The sequence below is a fragment of the Pseudomonas sp. B16120 genome (assembly GCF_044218845.1).
Classification (GTDB): domain Bacteria; phylum Pseudomonadota; class Gammaproteobacteria; order Pseudomonadales; family Pseudomonadaceae; genus Aquipseudomonas; species Aquipseudomonas paracarnis.
Genome location: NZ_CP162588.1, coordinates 5,028,634 through 5,052,552 on the forward strand (window position 1 = coordinate 5,028,634; position 23,919 = coordinate 5,052,552).

At 57.4% G+C, this 23,919-nt stretch carries 22 protein-coding genes; 3 read left to right on the forward strand and 19 right to left on the reverse strand.

Annotated elements, in window-relative coordinates; translation table 11 throughout:
• Window positions 1–66 precede the first annotated feature (66 nt).
• From AB4P90_RS23475 to purL, 4 genes are all read right to left on the reverse strand, one after another.
• Window positions 67–261 carry a DUF6124 family protein gene (locus tag AB4P90_RS23475; protein ID WP_395606113.1) on the reverse strand — a complete coding sequence of 65 codons (195 nt, stop codon included), beginning with the start codon at window positions 259–261 and terminating at the stop codon, window positions 67–69.
• An 86-nt stretch (window positions 262–347) separates the two neighbouring features.
• Window positions 348–617, reverse strand: coding sequence for a DUF6124 family protein (locus AB4P90_RS23480; RefSeq protein WP_102665948.1), 270 nt, complete (start codon window positions 615–617; stop codon window positions 348–350).
• 475 nt (window positions 618–1,092) lie between these two features.
• On the reverse strand, window positions 1,093–1,404 hold the full coding sequence (locus AB4P90_RS23485; RefSeq protein ID WP_072435073.1) for an NGG1p interacting factor NIF3: 312 nt from the start codon (window positions 1,402–1,404) through the stop codon (window positions 1,093–1,095).
• 4 nt (window positions 1,405–1,408) lie between these two features.
• On the reverse strand, window positions 1,409–5,305 hold the full coding sequence (gene purL / locus AB4P90_RS23490) for a phosphoribosylformylglycinamidine synthase (RefSeq protein WP_014719797.1): 3,897 nt from the start codon (window positions 5,303–5,305) through the stop codon (window positions 1,409–1,411).
• A 286-nt stretch (window positions 5,306–5,591) separates the two neighbouring features.
• Here purL and mltF point away from each other — a divergent pair, with 286 nt between their 5' ends.
• Window positions 5,592–7,052, forward strand: a complete 1,461-nt coding sequence (gene mltF, locus AB4P90_RS23495; RefSeq protein ID WP_137270788.1) for a membrane-bound lytic murein transglycosylase MltF — start codon at window positions 5,592–5,594, stop codon at window positions 7,050–7,052.
• A gap of 136 nt (window positions 7,053–7,188) precedes the next feature.
• Here mltF and AB4P90_RS23500 read toward each other — a convergent pair whose 3' ends face one another.
• The 5 genes from AB4P90_RS23500 to treP form a co-directional block, all read right to left on the reverse strand.
• Entirely contained in the window at window positions 7,189–7,467 is a 279-nt protein-coding gene (locus tag AB4P90_RS23500) for a PTS transporter subunit EIIB (protein ID WP_019817232.1), read from the reverse strand.
• Window positions 7,468–7,469: 2 nt separating this feature from the next.
• Entirely contained in the window at window positions 7,470–10,004 is a 2,535-nt protein-coding gene (ptsP, locus tag AB4P90_RS23505; protein ID WP_395605408.1) for a phosphoenolpyruvate--protein phosphotransferase, read from the reverse strand.
• 171 nt (window positions 10,005–10,175) lie between these two features.
• Complete coding sequence (locus tag AB4P90_RS23510; protein ID WP_019817230.1) at window positions 10,176–11,396, reverse strand: carbohydrate porin; 1,221 nt, start codon at window positions 11,394–11,396, stop codon at window positions 10,176–10,178.
• A 165-nt stretch (window positions 11,397–11,561) separates the two neighbouring features.
• Window positions 11,562–13,208, reverse strand: coding sequence for an alpha,alpha-phosphotrehalase (gene treC / locus AB4P90_RS23515; protein WP_130175421.1), 1,647 nt, complete (start codon window positions 13,206–13,208; stop codon window positions 11,562–11,564).
• A gap of 122 nt (window positions 13,209–13,330) precedes the next feature.
• Window positions 13,331–14,773, reverse strand: a complete 1,443-nt coding sequence (gene treP, locus AB4P90_RS23520) for a PTS system trehalose-specific EIIBC component (protein WP_014719803.1) — start codon at window positions 14,771–14,773, stop codon at window positions 13,331–13,333.
• Between the two features lie 254 nt (window positions 14,774–15,027).
• On the opposite strand from treP, the gene treR reads away from it, so the two are divergent.
• Window positions 15,028–15,732, forward strand: a complete 705-nt coding sequence (gene treR, locus AB4P90_RS23525) for a trehalose operon repressor (RefSeq protein ID WP_060768042.1) — start codon at window positions 15,028–15,030, stop codon at window positions 15,730–15,732.
• A gap of 38 nt (window positions 15,733–15,770) precedes the next feature.
• Here the strand turns inward: treR and AB4P90_RS23530 are convergent, their stop codons facing one another.
• The 9 genes from AB4P90_RS23530 to AB4P90_RS23570 all read right to left on the reverse strand — a co-directional run bounded on the left by AB4P90_RS23530 (window position 15,771) and on the right by AB4P90_RS23570 (window position 22,794).
• The gene (locus AB4P90_RS23530; protein WP_003193995.1) at window positions 15,771–17,006 is read right to left on the reverse strand and encodes a type II toxin-antitoxin system HipA family toxin; all 1,236 of its coding nucleotides are present in this window, start codon (window positions 17,004–17,006) and stop codon (window positions 15,771–15,773) included.
• Window positions 16,999–17,244 carry a helix-turn-helix transcriptional regulator gene (locus AB4P90_RS23535; protein WP_003193996.1) on the reverse strand — a complete coding sequence of 82 codons (246 nt, stop codon included), beginning with the start codon at window positions 17,242–17,244 and terminating at the stop codon, window positions 16,999–17,001. The genes AB4P90_RS23530 and AB4P90_RS23535 overlap by 8 nt, the downstream gene beginning before the upstream one ends.
• A gap of 294 nt (window positions 17,245–17,538) precedes the next feature.
• On the reverse strand, window positions 17,539–18,237 hold the full coding sequence (locus AB4P90_RS23540; protein ID WP_122350183.1) for a competence protein CoiA: 699 nt from the start codon (window positions 18,235–18,237) through the stop codon (window positions 17,539–17,541).
• Between the two features lie 303 nt (window positions 18,238–18,540).
• Complete coding sequence (locus AB4P90_RS23545; RefSeq protein ID WP_122350181.1) at window positions 18,541–19,578, reverse strand: PIN domain-containing protein; 1,038 nt, start codon at window positions 19,576–19,578, stop codon at window positions 18,541–18,543.
• Window positions 19,575–19,769, reverse strand: coding sequence for a transcriptional regulator (locus AB4P90_RS23550; RefSeq protein ID WP_122350180.1), 195 nt, complete (start codon window positions 19,767–19,769; stop codon window positions 19,575–19,577). The genes AB4P90_RS23545 and AB4P90_RS23550 overlap by 4 nt, the downstream gene beginning before the upstream one ends.
• 79 nt (window positions 19,770–19,848) lie before the next feature.
• Window positions 19,849–20,688 (reverse strand): hypothetical protein, encoded by an 840-nt coding sequence (locus AB4P90_RS23555; RefSeq protein ID WP_182240333.1) that lies wholly within the window; start codon window positions 20,686–20,688, stop codon window positions 19,849–19,851.
• A 36-nt stretch (window positions 20,689–20,724) separates the two neighbouring features.
• Complete coding sequence (locus tag AB4P90_RS23560; RefSeq protein ID WP_122349717.1) at window positions 20,725–21,588, reverse strand: DUF4231 domain-containing protein; 864 nt, start codon at window positions 21,586–21,588, stop codon at window positions 20,725–20,727.
• Between the two features lie 11 nt (window positions 21,589–21,599).
• On the reverse strand, window positions 21,600–22,088 hold the full coding sequence (locus tag AB4P90_RS23565; RefSeq protein WP_256149963.1) for a TIR domain-containing protein: 489 nt from the start codon (window positions 22,086–22,088) through the stop codon (window positions 21,600–21,602).
• A 340-nt stretch (window positions 22,089–22,428) separates the two neighbouring features.
• Window positions 22,429–22,794, reverse strand: coding sequence for a plasmid mobilization protein (locus tag AB4P90_RS23570; protein WP_122349715.1), 366 nt, complete (start codon window positions 22,792–22,794; stop codon window positions 22,429–22,431).
• A 488-nt stretch (window positions 22,795–23,282) separates the two neighbouring features.
• On the opposite strand from AB4P90_RS23570, the gene AB4P90_RS23575 reads away from it, so the two are divergent.
• Window positions 23,283–23,492 (forward strand): TraC family protein, encoded by a 210-nt coding sequence (locus tag AB4P90_RS23575; protein ID WP_229589561.1) that lies wholly within the window; start codon window positions 23,283–23,285, stop codon window positions 23,490–23,492.
• A 37-nt stretch (window positions 23,493–23,529) separates the two neighbouring features.
• On the opposite strand, the gene AB4P90_RS23580 is transcribed toward AB4P90_RS23575, so the two are convergent.
• Window positions 23,530–23,661 carry a hypothetical protein gene (locus tag AB4P90_RS23580; protein ID WP_108724267.1) on the reverse strand — a complete coding sequence of 44 codons (132 nt, stop codon included), beginning with the start codon at window positions 23,659–23,661 and terminating at the stop codon, window positions 23,530–23,532.
• Between the last annotated feature and the right edge of the window lie 258 nt (window positions 23,662–23,919).

The following is a 23,919-nucleotide window of genomic DNA, read 5'->3' on the forward strand; positions in this document are numbered from 1 at the left end:
TCCCGCCCTGCGCAAGGGTGACGCTGAGCGTCACAGGATGCATTCCCACGCGGAGCGTGGGAACGATCAGTTAGCCGTGGCTGCTGACACTTTGTGAAGATCCAGCACCCGATCCACCATCAACTGGATCCCTTCCACCATCCGATGAATCCCCAGCACTGCATCACGCAGGGAGCCGTCGACATCAAAAGCCAGTTGACCCGCCAGTGCCTGCACGGATGCCAGGTCTTGACCGATCGTTCCCACGCTCTGCGTGGGAATGCCGCCCCGGACGCTCTGCGTCCCGCCCTGCGCAAGGGTGACGCTGAGCGTCACAGGATGCATTCCCACGCGGAGCGTGGGAACGATCAGTTAGCCGTGGCTGCTGACACTTCGTGAAGATCCAGCACCCGATCCACCATCAACTGGATCCCTTCCACCATCCGATGAATCCCCAGCACTGCATCACGCAGGGAGCCGTCGACATCAAAAGCCAGTTGACCCGCCAGTGCCTGCACGGATGCCAGGTCTTGGGAGGCGTTGGCGAGCAGGGTTTCGCTGTTCAGGTTGGTTAGGATGGTGAAGATTTGGTCGGTGGGCTGGGAATCAGATGGGGGATTTGGGCTGTCTTTGATCATGGTAAACCTCTGGTGTGAAGTAAGAACTACCAGCATCACTTGCAGATGATGGGTGGCAGCTGTGTGCGGGCCTGCAAGACCGAGAATCACCAGCAAGTCTCGGTAGACCCGAAGGTCTCCCGCACACAGCCGCCATAAATGGCGACCATGAAAAAGCGCCGCAATTATAAAGGCGCTTGTGACTAACTGGTGAGGTTTCGGCGGGCTTGCAGTCCCGGTCGCTGAATTGGCAGCGACTGACGAAGGTTAGTGGTACCCGTTCCGAGGGACAACCTGAAAGGCTTGTCGGAAAGTTCTGAGGCGCCTGCACCGGCGCCATCGCAGGCAAGCCAGCTCCCACAGTGGGTTGATGCATGACAGGACAACACGATCAAACTGTAAGAGCCGGGCTTGCCCGCGATGAGGCCTTCACAGCCAACAAAAAACCCGCTGACCAAACTGGCCCAGCGGGTTTCTTGTTTATGCAGCCAGCCGATCAAAAATCCGCCAACCGCCACACCTCATACGCCGGTGTCTCATACGGGTGACTGAGTTTCAAAGCAGCCACGACAGCCGCAATCAACTCATCCGCCACCACCAGCTCAACCTTCCACTCTTCAACCACTTCAACCTGGCCGACCTGCCCGATAAACGGCTGGCTGCCGTCCAACGCGCGGAATTGGCCCTGGCCCAGCACTTGCCAGGCGCAGCTGTCGTAGTCGCCGATGCGCCCGCCGCCGGCTGCGAAGACGGCGGTTTTTACCGTCTCCACATGGCTGTCGGGTACGAAGAAGGCGAGCTTGTACACGGCCTTAGTTCACCCACACGCGAGCGTTGCGGAACATGCGCATCCAGGCGCCGTCTTCGTTCCACTCTTCCGGGCGCCACGAGTTTTGCACGGCGCGGAACACGCGCTCCGGGTGCGGCATCATGATGGTCACGCGGCCGTCGCGGCTGGTAAGGCCGGTGATCCCGCGCGGCGAGCCGTTCGGGTTGGCCGGGTAGCTCTCGGTGACCTTGCCGTGGTTGTCGACGAAACGCAGGGCCACGGTGCCGGACAGGTCGGCTTCAAGCAGCGCTTCTTCGCTGCTGAATTCGGCGTGGCCTTCACCGTGGGCGATGGCGATTGGCATACGCGAACCGGCCATGCCCTGCAGGAAGATCGAGTTGGACTCCTGCACCTGCACCATGGCGACACGGGCTTCGAACTGCTCGGAACGGTTACGCACAAAGTGCGGCCAGAACTCGCTGCCCGGGATCAGTTCGCTGAGGTTGGACATCATCTGGCAACCGTTGCACACACCCAGGGTGAAGCTGTCGTTGCGTTCGAAGAAGCCCTGGAACGCGTCGCGGGCACGGCTGTTGAACAGGGCCGACTTGGCCCAGCCTTCACCGGCACCCAGCACGTCGCCGTAGGAGAAACCACCGCAGGCCACCAGGCCTTTGAACTCATTGAGGTCAACGCGACCAGCGAGGATATCGCTCATGTGCACGTCGATCGCATTGAAGCCGGCGCGGTCGAACGCCGCCGCCATTTCCACCTGACCGTTGACGCCTTGCTCACGCAGTACGGCAACCTGTGGGCGAATGCCCTTCTTGATGTAAGGCGCTGCGATGTCCTGGTTGACGTCGAAGCTGAGCATGGTGCTCAGGCCCGGGTTATCTTCTTCCAGGATCACGTCGAATTCCTGCTCGGCGCAGTCGGCGTTGTCGCGCAGACGCTGGATCTGATAGCTGGTCTCGGCCCACTGGCGTTGCAGCAAACGACGCTGACCGGTAAAGACCGTGTCGCCGTTGAAGGAGATATTGACTTCGCCGTTGTTGATCGGCTGGCCAATCACCGCCACGCACTCGGCCAGGCCAGCGGCGCTGAACTGCGCGAGCACGTCTGGGGTAGCGTCCTGGCGCACCTGGATCACCGCACCCAACTCTTCGTTGAACAGGATGCCGTTGATTTCGGCAGCATCCTCGGCAACGCTGTCGAGCACGATGTTCAAGCCGCAGTGACCGGCGAAGGCCATTTCGACAACGCTGGTCAGCAAACCACCGTCGGAACGGTCGTGGTAAGCCAACAGGTGGCCGTCGGCGTTCAGGCCCTGGATCACGGCGAAGAAGGCCTTGAGGTCTTCGGCGTCGTCGACGTCCGGGGCCTGCTTGCCGAGCTTGCCGTGGGTTTGCGCCAGGATCGAGGCGCCCATGCGGTTCTGGCCACGGCCCAGGTCGATCAGGATCAGGTCGGTGGTGCCCTTGTCCATGCGCAGTTGCGGGGTCAGGGTCTGGCGGATGTCGGTGACCGGCGCGAAACCGGTAACGATCAACGACAGCGGCGACGTGACGCTCTTGTCGGTGCCGTCTTCGTTCCAACGGGTGGCCATGGACATGGAGTCCTTGCCCACCGGAATGGTGATACCCAGTTCCGGGCACAGCTCCATGCCGACGGCTTTAACCGTGTCGTACAGGCGCGCATCTTCACCCGGGTGGCCGGCAGCGGACATCCAGTTGGCCGACAGTTTGATGTCGGACAGCTTGCCGATACGCGAGGCAGCGATGTTGGTGAGGGTTTCACCAATGGCCATGCGGCCCGACGCCGGAGCGTCCAGCAGGGCCAGCGGCGTGCGCTCGCCCATGGCCATGGCTTCACCGGTGTACACGTCGAAGCTGGTGGCGGTGACGGCAACGTCGGCCACCGGCACCTGCCATGGGCCGACCATTTGGTCACGGGCAACCAGGCCGGTGATGGTGCGGTCGCCGATGGTGATCAGGAAGCTTTTGCTCGCCACAGCCGGATGGTGCAGCACGCGTTCGATGCTGTTGGCCAGGTCCAGCGTGCTTGGGTCGAAATCATCGCCCAGTTCAGCTTCACGGTTGGCCGAACGGTGCATGCGCGGGGCCTTGCCCAGCAGCACTTCCAACGGCATGTCCACGGGGCTGTTGCCGAAGTGGCTGTCGGTGACGGTCAGTTGCGGCTCGGCAGTGGCTTCGCCGACCACGGCAAACGGGCAACGCTCGCGTTCGCAGATGGCCTGGAAGCGTGCGAAGTCTTCAGGACCGACGGCCAGTACGTAGCGTTCCTGGGATTCGTTACTCCAGATTTCGTGCGGGGCCATGCCCGGCTCGTCGTTTGGAATGTTGCGCAGCTCGAAACGGCCACCACGGTCGCCATCGTTGACCAGTTCCGGGAAGGCGTTGGACAAACCGCCAGCGCCGACGTCGTGGATGAAGCTGATCGGGTTCTTGTCACCCAACTGCCAGCAACGGTCGATGACTTCCTGGCAACGGCGTTCCATCTCAGGGTTTTCGCGCTGTACGGAAGCAAAGTCCAGATCTGCCGAGCTGGTGCCGGTGGCCATGGAAGAGGCCGCACCGCCGCCCAGGCCGATCAGCATCGCCGGGCCGCCGAGCACGATCAGCTTGGAGCCGACCAGAATCTCGCCTTTCTTGACGTGTTCTTCACGGATGTTGCCCATGCCGCCGGCCAACATGATCGGCTTGTGGTAGCCGCGCACTTCATCGCCACGCGGGGTGGTGATGGACTGCTCGAAGGTCCGGAAGTAACCGGTGAGCGCCGGGCGCCCGAATTCGTTGTTGAACGCGGCGCCGCCCAGCGGGCCTTCGATCATGATGTCCAGCGCGGTGACGATGCGCTCAGGCTTGCCGTACGGCACTTCCCACGGCTGTTCGAAGCCCGGGATCTGCAGGTTGGACACGGTGAAACCGGTGAGGCCCGCCTTGGGCTTGGCGCCACGGCCGGTGGCGCCTTCGTCACGGATTTCGCCACCTGAACCGGTGGCTGCACCCGGGAACGGGGCAATCGCGGTCGGGTGGTTGTGGGTTTCAACCTTCATCAGGATGTGCACCGGCTCCTGCACCGCGCCGTATTGGCGGGTTTCCGGGTCCGGGAAGAAGCGACCGGCGACGGAGCCGACGATGACCGAGGCGTTGTCCTTATAAGCCGACAGAACGCCTTCGCTGTGCATCACGTAGGTGTTCTTGATCATGCCGAACAGGCTTTTTTCCTGGCTTTGGCCGTCGATGTCCCAACTGGCGTTGAAGATCTTGTGACGGCAGTGCTCGGAGTTGGCCTGGGCGAACATCATCAGTTCGATGTCGTGGGGGTTGCGCTTCAAGCCGGTGAAGGCGTTGACCAGATAGTCGATCTCGTCTTCGGCCAGGGCCAGGCCCAGCTCGGTGTTGGCCTTCTCGAGGGCGGCGCGGCCGCCGCCGAGCACGTCAATCGCGGTCAGCGGCTTCGGCTCGGCATGGCTGAACAGGCCGGCAGCCTGTTCCAGCTGGCTGACGATGATCTGGGTCATGCGGTCGTGCAGGCTGCTGGCGATCAGTTCGGCTTCGGCATCGCTGAACTGGCCGGCGACATAAAAGGCGATCCCACGCTCCAGGCGCTGGATTTTATCCAGGCCGCAGTTGCGGGCGATGTCGCTGGCCTTGCTCGACCAGGGCGAGATGGTGCCGAACCGTGGCAGAACCAGGAACAAGCGGCCAGTCGGCTCTTGAACGGGAACGCTTGGGCCGTACTTCAGAAGGCGTGCCAGCACTTGCTGTTCGTCGGCGGTCAAGACGCCGGTTACGTCGGCGAAGTGAGCAAATTCAGCGTACAGGCCTGTAACAGCTGGAACCTTCTGGCTCAGTTGCTCAAGGAGTTTGCTGTGGCGAAAGGCAGAAAGGGCAGGAGCGCCGCGCAGGATCAACATCTTCGGGACAGCCTCGGGAAGGGGTGTGCTTTGAGGCCGTGCATTCTAGCGTAAACCTTCGCCAACGGCACCCGAAACGCTACCGGTGGCCGCCGCCGAACGTCAGTTGGCACGCTTTGCCTGCGATCACGGCGTGATGCAGGGCATTGGGCGCAGTTATTTTAACCGTCACAATCGCTCGCCAAGCCCCGTTTCTGCGGGCTGCAGCACAGTTTTACGCTGGCTAGCAGACAAGTGCGCCGCTGTCGAGATATGGCGCCGTGAGCCGTTTGCGTATACTGCGCAGATGTTCTTCCCAACTGTTTCGCGCCTGCGATGCGTCAAATGGCTCATCGCCACCTTGCTCTTCCTGATGCTCAGTGCCTGTGTTGATAAACCCAGCACACTGGAGCGAATCAAGGAGGATGGCGTATTGCGGGTGGTCACTCGCAACAGTCCCGCTACGTATTTCCAGGATCGCAACGGTGAGACCGGCTTCGAATACGAACTGGTCAAGCGCTTTGCCGACGACCTGGGGGTGAAGTTGGAAATCGAGACGGCCGACAACCTCGACGACCTGTTCAGCCGGCTGGGCAAACCCAATGGCCCGGTACTCGCCGCCGCCGGCCTGGTGAGCAGCGACCAGCGCCAGCAGCAGGTGCGCTTCTCCCACCCGTACCTTGAAGTCACCCCACAGATTATCTACCGCAACGGCCAATCGCGTCCCACCAATGCCGCCGACCTGGTGGGCAAGAAGATCATGGTGCTCAAGGGCAGCACCCACGCTGAACAACTGGCGGCGCTGAAAAAACAGAACCCGGCGATTGAATACGAAGAATCCGATGCCGTTGAGGTGGTGGATTTGCTGCGCATGGTCGACGAAGGGCAAATCGACCTGACCCTGGTGGACTCCAACGAAGTGGCCATGAACCAGGTGTACTTCCCCAACGTGCGCGTGGCCTTCGACCTCGGCAATGCCAGCAATCAAAGCTGGGCCGTGGCAGCAGGCGACGACAACAGCCTGCTCAACGAGATCAACAGTTACCTGGACAAGGTCGAGAAGAATGGCACCTTGCAACGCCTGAAGGACCGCTACTACGGGCACGTCGATGTACTCGGCTATGTCGGCGCCTATACCTTTGCCCAGCACCTGCAACAGCGCCTGCCCAAGTATGAGAAACACTTTCGTGCGTATGCCAAGGCCGAGAAAGTCGATTGGCGGCTGCTGGCAGCCATTGGTTATCAGGAATCGCTGTGGCAACCCACGGTCACCTCCAAGACCGGCGTGCGCGGCCTGATGATGCTGACCCAGAACACCGCGCAAGCCATGGGCGTGTCCAACCGCCTGGACCCCAAGCAGAGCATCATGGGCGGCGCCAAGTACCTGGCCAGAATCAAGGATGAGCTGGACGACAAGATCGCCGAGCCCGACCGCACCTGGTTCGCCCTCGCCGCCTATAACGTGGGCACCGGCCACCTGGACGACGCACGCATCCTGGCGAAAAAAGAAGGTCTGAACCCGAACAAGTGGCTGGACGTGAAGAAGATGCTGCCACGCCTGTCGCAGAAGCAGTGGTACAGCAAGACCCGCTACGGCTACGCCCGCGGCGGCGAGCCGGTACATTTTGTGGCGAACATCCGGCGTTACTACGACATCCTCACCTGGGTGACCCAGCCGCAGCTGGAGGGTAACCAGGTGGTGGAAGGCAACCTGCATGTGCCGGGCGTGGACAAGACCAAGCCACCGCAAGACAGCCCGCAACTCTGATCACGACAGCCCGCACACAGCAAATCTCTGTGGGAGCCGGGCTTGCCCGCGATGGCGGCCTGACAGTCAAGGTATTCGGCGCCTGACACACCGCTATCGCGGGCAAGCCCGGCTCCCACATTTGATCATCGTCGCCTTATAGGCTGGTGAGCAGGTGGAGCACGCCGCCCGGCAGTACCATCACGGCGGGTATACCCGCGGCCTTCAACGCCGACTCATCCAAACGCCCCGCCTCGCGCAATTGCACGCGCACCCGCGTGAGTGCCACGCGCTGCTGTGACGTCACGTTACCCTCCCCGCCCAATGCACTCACCACATCGGCCGACAACAGGCTCGGCGTCGTCGGCGTGACCGTCTCGGCCACCAAATCAGGCGTCAGGGCTTTCCAGAACGCCCGCTGCAATTTCTCGAACATGCTCAGTGCTCCATGACAGGTGAGGTTTCAACGGTGGCCGCGTGGTACAGGCGCAGGGCCTCGCGCACTTGGTCGGCTTCTTCCAGGCCCAGCACTTGGCGGGCAATGATCTGGCAGTCGTGCAGGTCCAACTCGCGCACGGTGGCCTTGATGGTGGGGATCAGCGGCACGCTGACCGACAGCTCATCCACGCCCAGGCCGATCAACACCGGCACCGCCAGGGTTTCGGACGCCAGCGCACCACATACGCCCACCCACTTGCCGTGGGCATGGGCCGCCTTGACGGTCATGTCGATCAGCCGCAGCACCGCCGGATGAAAACTGTCGGCCTGGCTGGCCAGGCGCGGGTGATCGCGGTCCATGGCCAGGGTGTATTGGGTCAGGTCGTTGGTGCCGATGGAGAAGAAATCCACATGGGGCGCAAACACATCCGCCATCAACGCCGCACTCGGCACTTCGATCATGATGCCCAGCTTGGGGAGTTCACTCAGGCCAAGCGTCTGCGCTTCCTCTTCGAGCATTTTGCGCGCCAGATGCAGCTCCGACAGCAGGCTGACCATCGGCAACATGATATGCAGCCGCGCCAAACCTGCACTGGCAAGAATCGCACGCAACTGTTCACGCAACAGTTCGGGACGTTCCAGGCACAGGCGGATCCCACGCAGGCCAAGGAATGGGTTGGTCTCGCTTTCCATCGGTACATAGGCCAAGGGTTTATCGCCGCCCACATCCAGGGTACGCACCACCAGATTGCGCTCGGGGCCGAGGGCGCGGGCGATGGCGCTGTAGGTGTCGGCCTGCTCCTCTGCGCTCGGGGCACGGTTGCGTTCCAGGTAGAGGAACTCCGAACGCAGCAGCCCCACGCCTTCAGCGCCCAGGGTCAGTGACTGTTCCACTTCCTGCAATGAGGCGACGTTGGCTGTGACCTCGATGTGGTGACCGTCGCGGGTGACCGCCGCCTGTGAGGCCTGTGCCACTTCACGCTGCAGCCGTAGCTTTTGCTGTTGACGAACCGCCTGCAGTTGCTCGATTTCAGCCAGATTCGGCTCCAGCTGCAGCTCGCCTTTATCGGCATTGAGCAGTACCCGCTTGCCGTTGGCCAAGGCCAATACTTGACTGGGTACACCGCAAAGGGATGGCAGGCCGAGGGCCCGGGCGAGGATGGCCACGTGGCTGGTAGCCCCACCGGCGACCGTGACGAAGCCCAGCACTTTGCTGGTATCCAGGCCGGCGGTTTGTGAGGGGGTCAGTTGTTCGGCGACCAGAATGGCGCACTCCGGCAGCTCCATGGAACGCTCCGGCACCCCCAGGATCAACTTGAGCACGCGCTGGCCGACGTCGGCCAAATCCGCCGCACGCTCAGCCAGCAGCGTTTTACCCAAGCCTTCGAAGAGCCTGGCGGTCGCCACCGTGGCCGTATTCCAGGCAAAGGCCGCGCTCTTGCCTTCGGCCAGCAGGCTATGAGCTTGTTCAAGCAGGGTCGGGTCTTCGAGCAGTTCCTGGTGGGCGCGGAAAATCTCGGCCTGGGCGCTGCCGGCCGCCTTGGCCTGCAACGCTTGCAGCGCCTCGTTTGCCGCCCGCAGGCCACGGGCCAATGCGGTACGTTCGAAGGTTTCTCCCGCACCGGCTTCGGGAATGTCGAGCGTCGGTTCAGCCACTTGGACCACCTGGCCGAACGCCGAGCCCGGCGACGCACAGACGCCTCGCAACACGGACGCCGAAGACGCCGGCGCAGCGGGCTTGCTGATTTTCTCGACGGCTACCGGCAGCGTCTCGCCACAGCCGTCGAGCAACAACGCCACCAGCGCCTGGATCGCCGCCTCGGCATCTTCCCCCGCCGCGCTCACTTGCACGCTGTCGCCCTGGGAGGTCTGCAGCGCCATGATCGCCACAAGCGACTTGGCATTCGCGCTCAGGGTTTGCTTGTGCAGAAATATGCTTGAACTGAACCCCTTCGCCGCCTGAGCAAACACCGCCGCAGGGCGGGCGTGCAAGCCGCTGGCGTTGGGCAGGGTTACTGGCTTGGAGAACAGCGCATTGCCCTCCTCCTCGTCCACCTCTGCGGGTATCTGCCCCGGGGAGACCTGCAACAGTGGCTGGCCGGACTCGACCAGCGCCTGACCGGCCACCAACGGCACAAACGGCTCGCCGCTTACAATGAGCATCAACGTCAGCAGGCTACGTGCATTGAGCGCCACATAGTCGGCATCGAATTCGATCAGCGGCTGCCCGGCCTCCACCCGTTGGCCCTCCTCGACCAGCCGGGTGAAGCCCTGGCCCACCAGGTTCACCGTGTCCAGGCCAATATGCAGCAATATCTGCACACCGTTATCGGCGGTGACGCTGACGGCGTGGCCGCTGTCCTGAATGTTGCTGACCACCCCGGCCAACGGCGCGCAGAGGGTCTGCGAAGTGGGGTCGATGCACAGGCCATCGCCAATCACGCGGCCGGAAAATACCGGGTCGGGGACCTGATCCAGCGCCAGCAAAACCCCGGACAAGGGTGCCAGCAGTTCCAGGGGTTGAGATGTGGTCATGACTTCACCTGTTTGTGTTGTTCTTTAAAAAACATTGAGTCGATGCAAGGTTGAGGATGACGAAGGTCAAAGGTGGGAGCGGGCTTGCTCGCGAAAGCGGTGTATCAGGCGACACATTCATTGACTGACCTACTGCATTCGCGAGCAAGCCCGCTCCCACACAAGCGCGGATTACTTCCACCAATATTCGACCTGCACACCGACGTTCGACCCATGCCGCGCCGTGCCATAGGCGCCGGTGTCGGACAAAGCCGAGCCCGCCGCCAGCTCATTGGCCGCACGCTTGGCCGCTTTATTCCAGGACGCATAGGTGTAATACAGCCGTACTTCCGGCCGCGCCCAGAATTCAGGGCCTTTGGGCGACCAGGTCGGGGCGAAGGTAAATTTGCTCAATTTGCGCGTACCGCCGGTGGCCTCGACCTGATCGTGCCCCAGCTCAGTGACCAGTTTGAATTGCTCGCTGAGCGCATACGCCGGGCGTACACCCAGGGACATCCAGTTCTGATCCTGACGCCCAGGGCGCACATCTTTCTGGTACACAGCTTCAACTTGCCCGCCGAAACGCGGAGTCACTTGCCAATCAAAGAACTCCACGGCGCGGTAACTTTTGCTGCTTTTGTCCAACGTGGTATTGCCGGTGTAACCCAGGCCGGTGCCAGGGCCTTCGCCGTACTGCAGGGCAAACTTGTTCTTGCCTCCCAGGAAAGCCGCTTGTACATGCTGCGCCGTCAGCGCCCAGCCACTGTTGGTGTCACGCCCACCGGCCTTGGCGATGTAGCTCAAGCCAAGTTCCAGTTCGCCACCGGGGTTGGTCTTGAAACCTGCGACGTTGAAGTCGTGACGGGTGGCGTATTCCTTCTGGTACAGGTTGTCCTTGCGCGACAGGGCGTAGCTGTATTTCAAGCCGCCGATCAACACGTCCTCGATCCCACCACCGGTGGCGCTCTGGTTCCAGTAGTAGAAGTCGGAAATATGGATGTCGTTACGTTTGTAGTAACGCCGCCCGGCCCACAGCGAACCGCCATTGAGACTGGGCAGGTTGGACCATTGCGCATACATCTGCGGCATGCGCGCCGAGCCGTTGTTTTCACCCTGGAACTTCAGGGCGCGGTCGTACCGGTTGTAGAGGGACGCCATGGCATCGACGCTGAACACAGAACCGTCGTCGAGGGTCAGCAAATCCTGACGCAGTTCCAGCTCGGCGTACTGCTCGCATTCGTTACCCAGGCGGTATTTGGTTTGCGCACCCGGCAGTTGGAAACATTGCTGCTTGCCGCTGCCCGTTGACGTGCCCACGCCGCTGCGCAAATACCCGGCAAACTCCAGGGCTTGCGCGCCAAAAGGCACCGTGAGGCAGGAGGCAATAAGGCCCAGCTTTATTGTTGTTTTCATGAAACGCTCCTTTTATTTTTATTGTTTTTTCTTACTGTCTTGCATGACGCGATCCCTGTAGGAGCGAGCTTGCTCGCGAAAAACTTCCTGCCTCCACGCAACACCTGGAGGGGCGCGTTTTCGTTGACGATCTTCGCGAGCAAGCTCGCTCCTGCAGGGGGTGTTTCAATCAGTCAGGTGCAGCACGAAGGATTCATAAGGACGTAACAGCACAGTGCTCGTGCGCAGGGGGCAGTCGGGGTAGTTGCTGATCAACAGGCGTTGCTCGCTCTCGGCGTTGATCACGCCTTCTGGCAGCTGGATCTCGCATGGCGATCCATAGAAGTTGTTGAGTACCAACAGGCGCTCGCCGTGGCCTTCACGCAGGTACGCCCATACCTGGCGATGGTCTTGCAGCATCGGGCGGTAAACGCCTTGCTTCATCAGCGGTTCGCGACGGCGCAGATCGATCAGCCTGCGGTAGTGATGCAGCACCGAATCCGTGTCATCCATCTGGCTTGCGACGTTGATCTGCGCAGCATTCGCGGGAATGCCGATCCAGGGTTCACCGCGGCTGAACCCCGCGTTCGCTTCGGTGCTCCACTGCATGGGCGTACGCCCGTTATCGCGGGACTTCTGCATGATCGCCGCCATGCTCGAGGCTTCGGACTCTCCCGCGTCGCGCTTGAGCCGGAAGATGTTCAGGGTTTCCACATCGCGGTATTGCGAGATGCTGTCGAAGCCTGGATTGGTCATACCCAACTCTTCGCCCTGATACACATACGGCGTGCCCTGCAGAAAGTGCAGCGCCGTGGCGAGCATCTTGGCCGAGACCACGCGGTATTGGCCGTCGTCACCAAAGCGCGAGACCACCCGTGGCTGGTCGTGGTTACACCAGAACAACGCGTTCCAGCCGCCGCCGGCCTGCATGCCCATCTGCCAGTCGGAGAAAATCTGCTTGAGTTGCAGGAAGTCGAAGTCAGCCTTCACCCACTTTTGCAGGTTGGGGTAATCGACTTTCAGGTGGTGGAAGTTGAAGGTCATCGACAGTTCTTTAGACGCTGGATTCGAGTAGCGAATGCAGTGTTCCAGGCGGGTGGATGACATCTCGCCCACGTTGATAAGGTCATGGCCTTCAAAGACTTCACGGTGCATTTGCTGCAAGTATTGGTGCACGTTCGGGCCGTCGGTATAGAAGCGGCGGCCGTCGCTGTTGTCCTCGGGGAAGTCGGCGGGCTTGGAGATCAGGTTGATCACATCCAGGCGGAAGCCGCCCACGCCTTTGTCGCGCCAGAAGCGCATCATCTTGAACACTTCGGCGCGCACCTGGGGGTTGTCCCAATTGAGGTCGGCCTGTGTATGGTCGAACAGATGCAGGTAGTACTGGCCAGTCTGCGCTTCGTACTCCCAGGCCGAGCCGCCGAACTTGGATTCCCAGTTGTTCGGCTGGTCGCGCCAGATGTAGAAGTCACGATAGGGATTGTCGAGGCTGCTGCGCGCCTGCTGGAACCATTCGTGTTCGATGGAGGTGTGGTTGACCACGATATCGAGCATCAGCTTGATACCGCGCTTGGCGGCTTCGCTGATCAGCAGGTCGCAGTCGGCCATAGTGCCGTAGCTGGGGTCGATGGCGTAGTAGTCGCTGATGTCGTAGCCGTTGTCGCGCTGGGGCGAACGCAGGAACGGGGTGACCCACAGGCAATCCACGCCCAGCCATTTGAGGTAGTCGAGTTTGTCCACGATGCCCAACAGGTCACCGGTGGCGTTACCCGCGTGGCTGTGGAAGCTTTTGGGGTAGATCTGGTAGATCACCGAGTGTTGCCAGGTTTGCATGGTGGGTTCCTTCAGTAGAGTTGGGTGCTGGCCCTTCTGGCCTCATCGCAGGCAAGCCAGCTCCCACACTTGAATGTGTTCACAAATCACTGTGGGAGCTGGCTTGCCTGCGATAGCGATCTTCAGGCGACCCGATAACCAGGCCGAACGATCTTCATGCTCAACATGCACGTCAGCGCAAACGGCACGACCATCGCCACGACCATGCCGATCACGAACATCGGAATCGCGCTCGGCACGATCGAGATAAACCCGGGCAACCCACCGACGCCGATGGCCGAGGCCTGCACCTTGTTCAACGACAGAAAAATGCTGCCCAGCGCCGAGCCCAGCAGCGCGGCATAGAACGGAAATTTGAAGCGCAGGTTCACGCCGAACATCGCCGGCTCCGTGATGCCGAAGTAAGCGGAAATCGCCGAGGTCGAGGCCATGCTTTTGTCCCGCGCGTTGCGGGTCATGTAGAACACCCCGAGGGCGGCGCTGCCCTGGGCCAGGTTAGACATGACGATCATCGGCCAGATAAAGGTGCCGCCCTGAGTGGAGATCAACTGCAGGTCGACGGCGAGGAACATGTGGTGCATGCCGGTGATCACCAGCGGCGCATAGAGCAGGCCGAAAATCGCGCCGCCGATCATCGGGGCGATCTCGAACAGGGTCACCAAACCTTCGGTGATCAGGATGCCAAGGTGACGGGTCACCGGGCCGATAATCGCCAGGGCCAGCACGCCGGTGACGACGATAGTGGTGATCGGCACCACCAGCAGTTGAATGGCATTCGGCACCCGCGCCCGCAGCCACTTTTCGATCACGCTCATGACAAAGGCCGCCATCAGGATCGGCAGGATCTGCCCCTGGTAACCGACTTTCTCGATCTGGAACCAGCCGAAGATATCGAAGTACGGCAGGCTCTGGCCGTCGAGGCCGGCAACCGCCTTGCCGTAGTTCCAGGCGTTGAGCAGGTCCGGGTGCACCAGCATCAGGCCCAGCACGATGCCGAGGATTTCACTGCCGCCGAACCGCTTGGCCGCCGACCAGCCCACCAGTGCCGGCAGGAACACGAAGGAGGTGTTGGCCATCAGGTTGATCAGGCTCCACAGACCATCCAGGTTCGGGTAGGCCTCCAGCAGCGTCTTGCCTTCGATGAACATGCCCTTGGCGCCCATCAGGTTGTTCACGCCCATCAACAGGCCGGCAATGATCAGCGCGGGCAGGATCGGCATGAACACATCGGAGAACACCCGCACCAGGCGCTGCATGGGGTTGGTCTTGTCGCCGCCGGCTTTCTTGACGTCGGCAATGGTCGACGCGGCCAGGCCGGTCAGCTCGCGCAGGGCGGCGTAGACCTTTTCCACTTCGCCGGGGCCGATCACCACCTGGAACAGGCCACCGGTAAAGAACGAGCCCTTGACCAGATCGACCTGGTTCAGGGCACTGCTGTTGACCAGGCTGGGGTCCTTGAGCGCCAGGCGCAGGCGGGTCACGCAATGGGCGGCCTGCTCAAGGTTTTCGCGGCCCCCGAGGTTGTCGAGAATCTCGCGGGCAATCGTTGAATAGTCGTGGCTCATGCTCGTTTTCCACTGTGATTGTTTTTATGGGTGGCAGTCGTTGGCAGCACGCCGAGGAGGGAAAAGTACTCGTCTGTACGAGTTAAATCAACAACTCGTCTGTACGAGTTACACTTTTGTTTATGCCTGCGAGCTTTCTGTCAGATTTTTCCCCGGCTCGCACCGCTGTCCAATGGACAAACCCCACCTCTGCCACTATGGTTCCTGCCTTGAACGCGCAGTCCACCTTCATAACGCCGGGCAAGAGCCATCCCATGAGCAAATACAACCAGATCTATACGGATCTGCTTGCCAGCATCACCACCGAGCGCCTGCAACGCGGTACGCGCCTTCCCTCCGAAACCGAACTGATGGACGCCTACCAGGCCAGCCGTGGCACCGTACGGCGCGCCATCGAGCAGTTGCAGGAACGTGGCTTTGCGCAAAAGATCCACGGCAAGGGCACCTTTGTGTTATCGCCCAACCCGATCGAGTTCCAACTGGGCGGCATCGTCAGCTTCCACGAAACGCACGCTGACCTGGGCGATGACGTACGTACTGACGTGGTCGAGTTCACCCAGATCCCGTTGGAAGGCTCACTGCTGCAGCACATCGAGGCCGAACCCGGCACACTGATCACGCGCATCAAACGGGTGCGCCGCATCGGCGGCAAACGCGTGATTCTGGACATCAACCACTTCATCAGTGACCTGATTCCCGGCCTGGATCACGACATCGCCGAGCAGTCGATCTACGCGTTTATCGAGCAAACGCTGCAGCTGCAGATCAGCTATGCGCAGCGCACCATCGAAGCCTTGCCGCGCAGCAAGGACGACCAGGCGCATCTGGATCTGGATGGGCAAAGCCATGTGATTGTGGTGAGCAACCAGACGTTCTTGCAGGATGGAAGGCAGTTCGAGTACACCGAGTCGCGGCATACGTTGGATAAGTTTTATTTTTCGGATGTGGCACGGCGCTAAACCCGGCTGCTCCCTGGGGCTCGCTTAAACCCGGCCCCTCACGACACCGAGATACTCCTGGCCAAGCCTGCTGCCCATGCGCCGGCCATCTTTTCCCCTACGGCTTCGAACTCCGGGTGGGTACTTCGATACTCGGATAGCTCCGCCATGGCGCGACTCATGCCATCGTCCACTCTGGCGAGCAATTCGTTACAGCGCGCCTGCGTCAAACTGCACGAACTGCGCCCGAACTGCACAAGCATCTTGCGCTTTGGCCACGCCTTCGAACCGCCAAGCAACAGCCCCATGATGTCGTTGCCGGCGTAGACCGTAGTGGTCACCAGGTCATAAACGGGGGCAAGCCAGACATCGGCATCCTCGGCGCAGTTTTCATAAAGCAAGCCGAAGTTTTTCAGGTGTGCATCACCGTTCTGAATACCGGCCGAGAGCGCCACCATTATGAAAAAGTCTTCAAGAGCCCTGGCTACCCGGCTTGGCGTGACAAATGACCTGATCAGTTTTGCGCACCCTTGATAGCTGCCGTCATATTTTTTCCCGGTTCCCCATCCCGATAGAACACACATATCCTCAAATCCGAGGTAGGCGTTTTCACCGATGTCGAACCGCTTCACTACCAGAAACTTCCCGTTATGACTGAGCTGGACCTCAGGCACCTCAAGACCACAATGGTATGCGGCACGCATGCAGAAAAATTCATTGGCCGCCAACTGAGGAACGTCCGACTCATTGAACGCCTTTACCAAATGCGTGGCGCCCTTGTGGGTAAGACGTTCAATATCAGCAGCCATATCGCCAACATCGCGAACCAGCACTTTCGGCTGAACGCCCGACACCCCTGAATAAGCGGCGTAGGTTTTCAGAAGCTCATCGAACAGGTCTTCAGCCCCGTCGTACACCAGCAGGTCAGCCAGCTTGACCCCAGGCAACGACGCATCACCCGCTTGATGGGCAACGCTGATACGACCCAATTGGTGCGGACCTACGATGCCCAATAAAGCAAAGTCATCAAAACCGCGCACCGATTTGCTGAAACGCCGTACGAGTTCGGCCTTGAGATGCCCTTCAGGAATGTGCATCTCAAACAACGGGTGAATGCCGTACTCCCAGTTGTAGCTTTCCAGGCGCACCGGCATGGTCAAGGACACTGCTTGCTCTTGGGCCACCGTGTCGTTATACGAAAAAATCGAGTCACGCTGATTTTCATTACGTCGCCCGAGCGTTCCAGCAGGCACACCGTTGGTGCCGATGTACAACCGATCACGTTGGCTAGTCATGGACACCTCCTGCCTTCAATTCGTCGAGAGTCATGCGTCGAGGATTGGGGGTGGCGGTCAATTCGTATCCCAAGCCTTCAAGAATCGCTGCGACCTTGCGAATACCTATTTCAGGGATGGTATTGTTTTCGATCCCCGAGATGGTGGCGCGACTCATGCCGTGCCGCTGTGCTAGCTGACTTTGCGAAAGGCCTGCGGACTTTCGCAGGGTTTTGATCAGAATTCCTAGATCCTCCATCTATATCGCATCCTATACAATGCAAAACCTCATAAATTACAATTTTGCATAATATACAATGCATTTTGTATTGAACAGCTTCCTTGATGTACAGAGGATGAGTTCTTCTAACCTACTCGCCTAACATGCAAAAACCCCGGCACATGGCCGGGGTTCTGTTATTCAGTCCTCACCTGCTATCGCAGGATCATTCCCACTCTATTATTGATTATCAAAAAAAATCGTTATTTGACAGTATATTGCGCACAAAAATCCTTCAGATACCATTAAAAATGCCATGCGACATATTCAAGGTCAACCAAGATTCCAAGATCCGCCACGATACTGGAATGCGCCATCTATGATGCCAGCCAGCCACACCGCCACAGTCGCAGTCTTGAACCCACCGAACTGAACCACCTGCTCGCCCTCGGTCTCCAACATCGCTACCGGTAACTCAGGCAGCATACCTGTACCGATTCCACCAGGCGGAAACACGTTGCCGAAGTCACGCTTTAGCAGAAGTCGCGATGTGGCCTTTCCCAAGGTCAGAAATGTCTCTTTGCGGACCAGCCAGTAAGATTCAACACCCGAGGCAGCATATCGCTCCTGCCGACGAGTGAAGTCGCGCAGATGCTGGTAAGAGCGTTGCAACTCGATCACGATGGTGCGACCCGAAACCGAGAAGAGAACATCGGCCTCCCACTTGTCCCCGCTCGTAGATCGGCCCGGCACCTCGTCACGACTCTCGATGCCCATGCTTGTTAAAGCGGCCATCACTGCTGCCTTGCCTGCCTTGTGCCACTTCGTTTCCGGTGCGGTATCGCACTCATCCGAAAGATGGGCGAAGAAGGCCAAGCCGTTAATGCTTGTCTTGAGGACCGCTGGCGCCTTGCAGCAAGGCATCATGAAGTCACCTAGCTGTGCCACCTGTTTCAAGGCCTCCCACTCAATGCCCGGAATGGAAGCGGCATCTACCGGCACGCCGTCGCGCCTCCAAGCCACTTGCGTCATGGTTGCCTCGTCGCAAAAGTCAGAGTTGCAAAGTCTTCCCCAAACGCCTCGACTACCTGTCGCAGCAGAATGGAAAGCTCTGCCGGGTCACCGCCGCGGCGAACCTCGACCAGCAGTTCAGATGCGTAGTCTGGGCTGGCACGGAAAAGCTCAGCCATAGCCTCACTATGTAATCTGTCTTTCATTGATGGTGCCCTCCGCTCTGGTAGCGCAAACGGTCGAACGATAATTCAGAACGCCCACAGGCGTTGTTTTGGATTGCGCAATCCAAAACAGCAACGGCGATCCATAACTGTCTGTGTATTACGTATCGAGCATATCCCACTCGTCACCGAGCATCCAGCGTATAGCAGACAGCTTGCCGTTGATCATCCCCCACTCGAAGTCAGTCCACGGCCCCAGCGCCTCCGCGCCGAGTTCCTCCTCCGCGCTCCTCATAGCAGCTAGCATTCCCTCCCAAATCGAATCGACCACAAGCTTCCGCCGCTCTTCCGGCGCAGCTCTGTCCCACTCCTCCTTAGCCACCACCCTTTCTTCCCCATCCTCGACGTTAGCGATGATGTTCCACTTCCTGTTGTACCAAACTTGAGTAGTCAGTTTCTGCTCTGCTTCGAGCAACTCGGATAGCTGTCTAGGAGCTTGACTGTATTCGCGCTCAAACCTGGTTTCTTCGATCAATTCGCTGGCGAATTCGCTGAGCAGTGTGCTTAGGTTGGTTGAATATCTCGATCTCACGCCATCGAAAAGGGCTTCTAAATCCGGGTGTGGCAAACGTGTATCTGCTCCCTGACGGCTAAAGTCGTGGATGTTATGAGTCACGAACGCGAACACGTCGTCACTCTGACGCGCAGCCAGAGCATCAATGTAGGTCTCGATGATGATTGCATCTCCCATGCCATTCATCTGACGGTGGAAAGGGGCAATCTTGGCGATAGCTCGGTCAGCTGCACGCAGCTTAATACTGTCACTTACGGGCACAGGCTGAGAGTCGGCAAAGAGTTTTTCAATGAGGTCTACCGCCTCGTTTACTGCCTCGCCGCCAGTCGCCACGCGGTGATCCACTTCGTTTAGCTGCCGGATCGTAGCCTCACGGCCATCTTCAGGTGCGAACTGCATAATTGCCTCTCGAACCCTCTTGAAGTGACTCGAAAGGCTGGCTCTACTCGCGGCCATCACTCGGTCGCGATTCCGTGCAAATTCATCGATAACAATCTGCGGCACAACGAGTACTACTTCGTCTGCCTCGCTCATCGCGGATAGGGCATCCAACAGCGGAAGGTGGCGGGGATCTTTTGTGAGGTCGAGCCATACACACGTATCTATTAACAATTTCAGGGTCATTCGCGCTCCTTCCTCGTCTGAGAAACTACCCGCAATCCGTCCTGGCCGAACGCCTCAGCCGTCTGACGCAGCAAAATAGCCAGTTCAGCCGGGTCGCCGTCTAGGCGAACTTCGGCAAGCAACTCCGCTGCGTAGGAAGGAATAGCATGGAAATACTCCACCATGGCCTTGTCATGTGATCTGTCTTTCATCTCACCTGTCCTCTATGCTGAGAGTTCAATACAAGGCTTCTCGGTGTACATCCAAGACATCTGCAACAAGAAGATAAATTTAGTGACCGACAATGGTTTGAATTCGTGCCTGCAAAGCCACGGACAATTCGGCTATTCCTTGCGCGTTCGCATGATAACGAATAAATCGTAGATGCCGTAGATCAAACGGTATGTCGTGCTCAGCTTGAGCTATTAGTATGACTTCTCTACCCAGAGTATGCGCAATCCCAGCCTCATAAAAGACGTTAGGGTTTCTACCTGTGCAATCACACACCACAACACGCGCTCTATCTATTAAAGCAACTACATCCTGAATTACGGCTGGATTCTCCCAAATATCATCGGCACGACGACAACGAAGGCCAGCCCCTTCTGCGGCCAACTGAATACCGTTGTAGACCGGATTAAAAGCAGCATCAAATGGCATCATTACAGAGACCAGCATCGCTTCAATGCTCTCATGTTCTGAAATCTGAAATACCGTAGGCCGTTGGCGCCTCGGCCTAACCGTTCTAAGCAAAAATCGATAAAGATCAATATCCTTAACAGCCCAATGATTCCTAGAGAACTCAAAATCCTTTGGCATATCAAGTGCCATTCTATTTTTGTATATAAATGAGTTATGAATAACTGGCACCTCACTGTCTAATGAATACTCAAAAGATATATCACCACCTACTATTCTTGCTCTATTTATTTGACCAACGTAAGCAACCTCATCCCGCGTTCCTTCTTGCATAAACAGACACGGAAGGGCTATAAGTCTATCCAGCGATGGAATATTATTTTCTCTAAAAATTTGAGATATGTGGCTATCCGTATATTCAAAAACCCGGCCAATCTCCATTGATTCTTGCCCAGAGTCCCACTCAACCGATCTCATAATAAGATTAAACATATCACCCCCCCTAAATCATGCCATTGACAGAAGCATCTACGCATCTTTCCTTGCAACCCATTGCGTATGTTCTCGGGAAAAAGCATTTTCCGCATCCCCCACAAATACAGAAAACTTTTCATCTGTATTTGGCTGCTTCGCTTCTTCTTTTACCAACCCTATCTCGTGAGACGTTAAAGAGTACGAGGCCGCTAATTCAGAAAATCGCTTTGCTTGCATCCAACTTAAAATACTTGCAGCCGCTGCTACGAAAACATCAGTTGGCCAAAAAGGCACCTCTACGTTAGCAACCCGCACCACAGCACAAACAACAGCGAAGGTATTGACCGTTATCAGAACCCAAAAAAAATACCGAGCTCTCCTACGATTGAATTTAGCTTTGTTGGCATACCATGCATGTTGATCTCCAATCCTGCTTTTCACATATATTTCTTTGCGTTTACTTAATGTTTCGCACCGGATCTGCTCCATCTTAGGAGAAACTTGGATACCTTCAAGGTGGTCAGTGAGCGCCCGGCAAACCTCTCGATTTTGTTCAATTATTGCTTTAAGTGTCAGACGAAAATCTTTCCGAGCGCTTTCATCGTCTCCCTGGAACGGTTCAGCTCGACACACATAGCGCCAAGTTATCGTCTTTATAGATTCTGCGACCGCTCTGCCACCGTACCAAAGCTTTTCTGGCCTAACACTAAACAAATAGATAGAGCACGCCAAAGCTCCTAAAAGAGCAAAGACCTGCAAGGCTGCTACAGTCCAGTGTGGAAAGCTTACTATTGATAATAATGCGGCGAGAACCAAGGTAATAAGATGGCACCTTAAAGCTAAGAAAAATTGCGACTGCGACTTTAACGAAAGTTCATTAGCAGACCGATAGAGGGCAGGGAAATCTTTATCTTCCATATATTCTCCGATCACTTATATCCGAGACTTCTATAAACTTCGTCTTTATAATGCCAGTCATCATTCGGCTGCTTAGTCCAATTAGCAAGCGCATGGGCAACAATTTTTGGTGAAAAAGGAACAAAGATAGCTCCTACATTTCGAATAATAGGCGGGCATTTTGCTTCTACCACGCTACGTGCGCCATCCAAATTTATGCCTATGATTCTGCATTTTTTTTCTAACGCGACTTCCATTTCCCATCTTACATATTTGTGCTTGTTACGTGTATCAGAACCAATAAGCACAGCAAACGTTCCTGCCATATCTATGCGCTCGCGACACTTACGTTTTATATATGCCTCATCGCTTGAATTTATTTCTTGTGAAAGCTGGCAATTAGTGAAACTGAAATCAATATGTTCGTGTTGCTTCCACGCAAGCATTAATCGATAATAGTGAATGTCCGTACTACTAAATCCTACAAATGTTCTTGGTAGCCCCATTACTATCTTCTCCACGTCTCGGAAAACCACAGCATTTTTTTATACTTAAGGACTCTAGCGCGATACCGGCCTAATGCCACGTCTTTTTTGGATTGCGCAATCCAAAAAAGCGTTTTCGCCTGCCAATTGCTAGCAGCGGCAACATCGCCTTAGACACAGGGCTTTACTGTGCCCTCGATGGAGTCATGAAGCTGTGTCGTGCGCAGTCAGCAAGATTGTGCCCTGATACGGCCCTCTGGAAATGGCAAAACTCAAAAGCCCCCTCAAATTGGAGATGATGTGCATGCCCAATTGGCCATAATTTTTCTAAAATGGCGTTACGAAAAAATGCTGCAACCGGTCTTAGGCGCCGCTCCTATCTCCGTTCATAAACAACATTGCTCATAACAGCCAAAACTTTCCCTTGTAGCTCACGAAACTCCCTCATCAATGCATCAACGTCCGCTGCCGGGGCACCATGCCCGCGTTTCTCTGCCAACCACATTTTCAGCAAGCCTGCCACCCGCCCAAGGTCGCCGTTTACTTTCCCAAGCTCCGCAACCGCCTTCAGGTCAAGTGCGGATCGAATGGGCCTGTTGCGGCCTACAGCGGACAGATAGGCGGACAATGACATGTTAGTTTGCCTGGCCTTGTCCTCGATCTCTGCGCGCTCGTCCTCCGACACCCACACCTTGATGGGCGGCAACTTCCGTCGAGGGGTGTGCTTCTCCTTTTTCTCCATGCTGTACCTCTCCAGCTTTTCAATTGTCGCGGCAGCGACGGCAAGCCTCGCAGAGCAAGATCCGTCGAGCCGAAGGCGAGTAAGGGGCGGTGGTGGGGGTCGTAGCTGCGGAGCAGCGTAGGCCCACAACACACATCTTGCCGTCTGTCTGAGTGCAACTCAAAGAAATTTAATGCTAATGGCCGTTTCGGTAACGCAAGTTGCCTTGAATTTCCTTGAATTTCGTTCATTTTTCCTTAGTTGCCTAGAGTTGCATTAATCTAAGCAGGAGTTTCCTAAAATTGCCTTGAATTTACTTAATCGACCAACTTTAACTGAACGGATCACACAGGGCGGAGAAAGCACAGGAGTGGCGACCAACATGCCGGGGCCGCGCTTCGTTCTTAGCGACGCCAATCCAGATGTGGTCAGAAATTCCAGCGGTCGCTAAAATCTCCGTGATCACAATCGGTTAAGGCCGAAATGGCACCAAAAAAGGAGCACTACAATTGGCTAGAAAAACCCTTTCCGAGCGACGAGCTGACGCGCTTTCTGAGCTAGAGATGGCTAAGGCAAGGCTTGCAAAGCTCGACAATGAGGCAGCAGAAAGAATCGGAAGAATTGCAATAAAATCAGGATTGGTTAATCTTGAGCTTACGGACGATCAGATCCGGGAAGAATTCGATAGAATCGTGGAACGGATCAGCAAGAGGAATTGATCATGAAGACAGCTCACCGCATCAGCGCTTTGGCCAATCAACTCAATGAACTGCAAGCCTGCCTAGGTCGAGCCAGCGGGCAATCTAGTAAGCCCGTTGTGGAAGCCCAGCGCATTGCGGCCGAGCTAGCTTCTTCACTCGAAGAGTGGCACCTAGAGACGCTGCACATCCCTGAGACTGAACGTAGCCTTTATCGCGCTCAGAATCCTTATTACGCGGCCCACTGACGCCGCGCACAAACTTATCAAAAGCTCACTTTGGTGGGCTTTTTTTTGTCCGCAAAAAGCATCAAACCGGACAGCTAAGTATTCTTCCTCATGAAAGAAAAACCCTAGACAAGTCAGATGGTTGGCATCATTGCAAAGGATGATTGACGGACAGTTTCCGGACGCAAGTCATTGAAATCTATGCGGATAAGTATCTATCC

What these genes read in the sequence shown, in the direction of transcription:
- AB4P90_RS23480 (WP_102665948.1), bottom strand. Translation starts at nt 617, where the DNA reads ATGATCAAAGACAGCCCAAATCCCCCATCTGATTCCCAGCCCACCGAC.
- purL (WP_014719797.1), bottom strand. Translation starts at nt 5,305, where the DNA reads ATGTTGATCCTGCGCGGCGCTCCTGCCCTTTCTGCCTTTCGCCACAGC.
- mltF (WP_137270788.1), top strand. Translation starts at nt 5,592, where the DNA reads ATGTTCTTCCCAACTGTTTCGCGCCTGCGATGCGTCAAATGGCTCATC.
- AB4P90_RS23500 (WP_019817232.1), bottom strand. Translation starts at nt 7,467, where the DNA reads ATGTTCGAGAAATTGCAGCGGGCGTTCTGGAAAGCCCTGACGCCTGAT.
- ptsP (WP_395605408.1), bottom strand. Translation starts at nt 10,004, where the DNA reads ATGACCACATCTCAACCCCTGGAACTGCTGGCACCCTTGTCCGGGGTT.
- AB4P90_RS23510 (WP_019817230.1), bottom strand. Translation starts at nt 11,396, where the DNA reads ATGAAAACAACAATAAAGCTGGGCCTTATTGCCTCCTGCCTCACGGTG.
- treC (WP_130175421.1), bottom strand. Translation starts at nt 13,208, where the DNA reads ATGCAAACCTGGCAACACTCGGTGATCTACCAGATCTACCCCAAAAGC.
- treP (WP_014719803.1), bottom strand. Translation starts at nt 14,773, where the DNA reads ATGAGCCACGACTATTCAACGATTGCCCGCGAGATTCTCGACAACCTC.
- treR (WP_060768042.1), top strand. Translation starts at nt 15,028, where the DNA reads ATGAGCAAATACAACCAGATCTATACGGATCTGCTTGCCAGCATCACC.
- AB4P90_RS23530 (WP_003193995.1), bottom strand. Translation starts at nt 17,006, where the DNA reads ATGACTAGCCAACGTGATCGGTTGTACATCGGCACCAACGGTGTGCCT.
- AB4P90_RS23535 (WP_003193996.1), bottom strand. Translation starts at nt 17,244, where the DNA reads ATGGAGGATCTAGGAATTCTGATCAAAACCCTGCGAAAGTCCGCAGGC.
- AB4P90_RS23540 (WP_122350183.1), bottom strand. Translation starts at nt 18,237, where the DNA reads ATGACGCAAGTGGCTTGGAGGCGCGACGGCGTGCCGGTAGATGCCGCT.
- AB4P90_RS23545 (WP_122350181.1), bottom strand. Translation starts at nt 19,578, where the DNA reads ATGACCCTGAAATTGTTAATAGATACGTGTGTATGGCTCGACCTCACA.
- AB4P90_RS23550 (WP_122350180.1), bottom strand. Translation starts at nt 19,769, where the DNA reads ATGAAAGACAGATCACATGACAAGGCCATGGTGGAGTATTTCCATGCT.
- AB4P90_RS23555 (WP_182240333.1), bottom strand. Translation starts at nt 20,688, where the DNA reads ATGTTTAATCTTATTATGAGATCGGTTGAGTGGGACTCTGGGCAAGAA.
- AB4P90_RS23560 (WP_122349717.1), bottom strand. Translation starts at nt 21,588, where the DNA reads ATGGAAGATAAAGATTTCCCTGCCCTCTATCGGTCTGCTAATGAACTT.
- AB4P90_RS23570 (WP_122349715.1), bottom strand. Translation starts at nt 22,794, where the DNA reads ATGGAGAAAAAGGAGAAGCACACCCCTCGACGGAAGTTGCCGCCCATC.
- AB4P90_RS23580 (WP_108724267.1), bottom strand. Translation starts at nt 23,661, where the DNA reads ATGTGCAGCGTCTCTAGGTGCCACTCTTCGAGTGAAGAAGCTAGCTCG.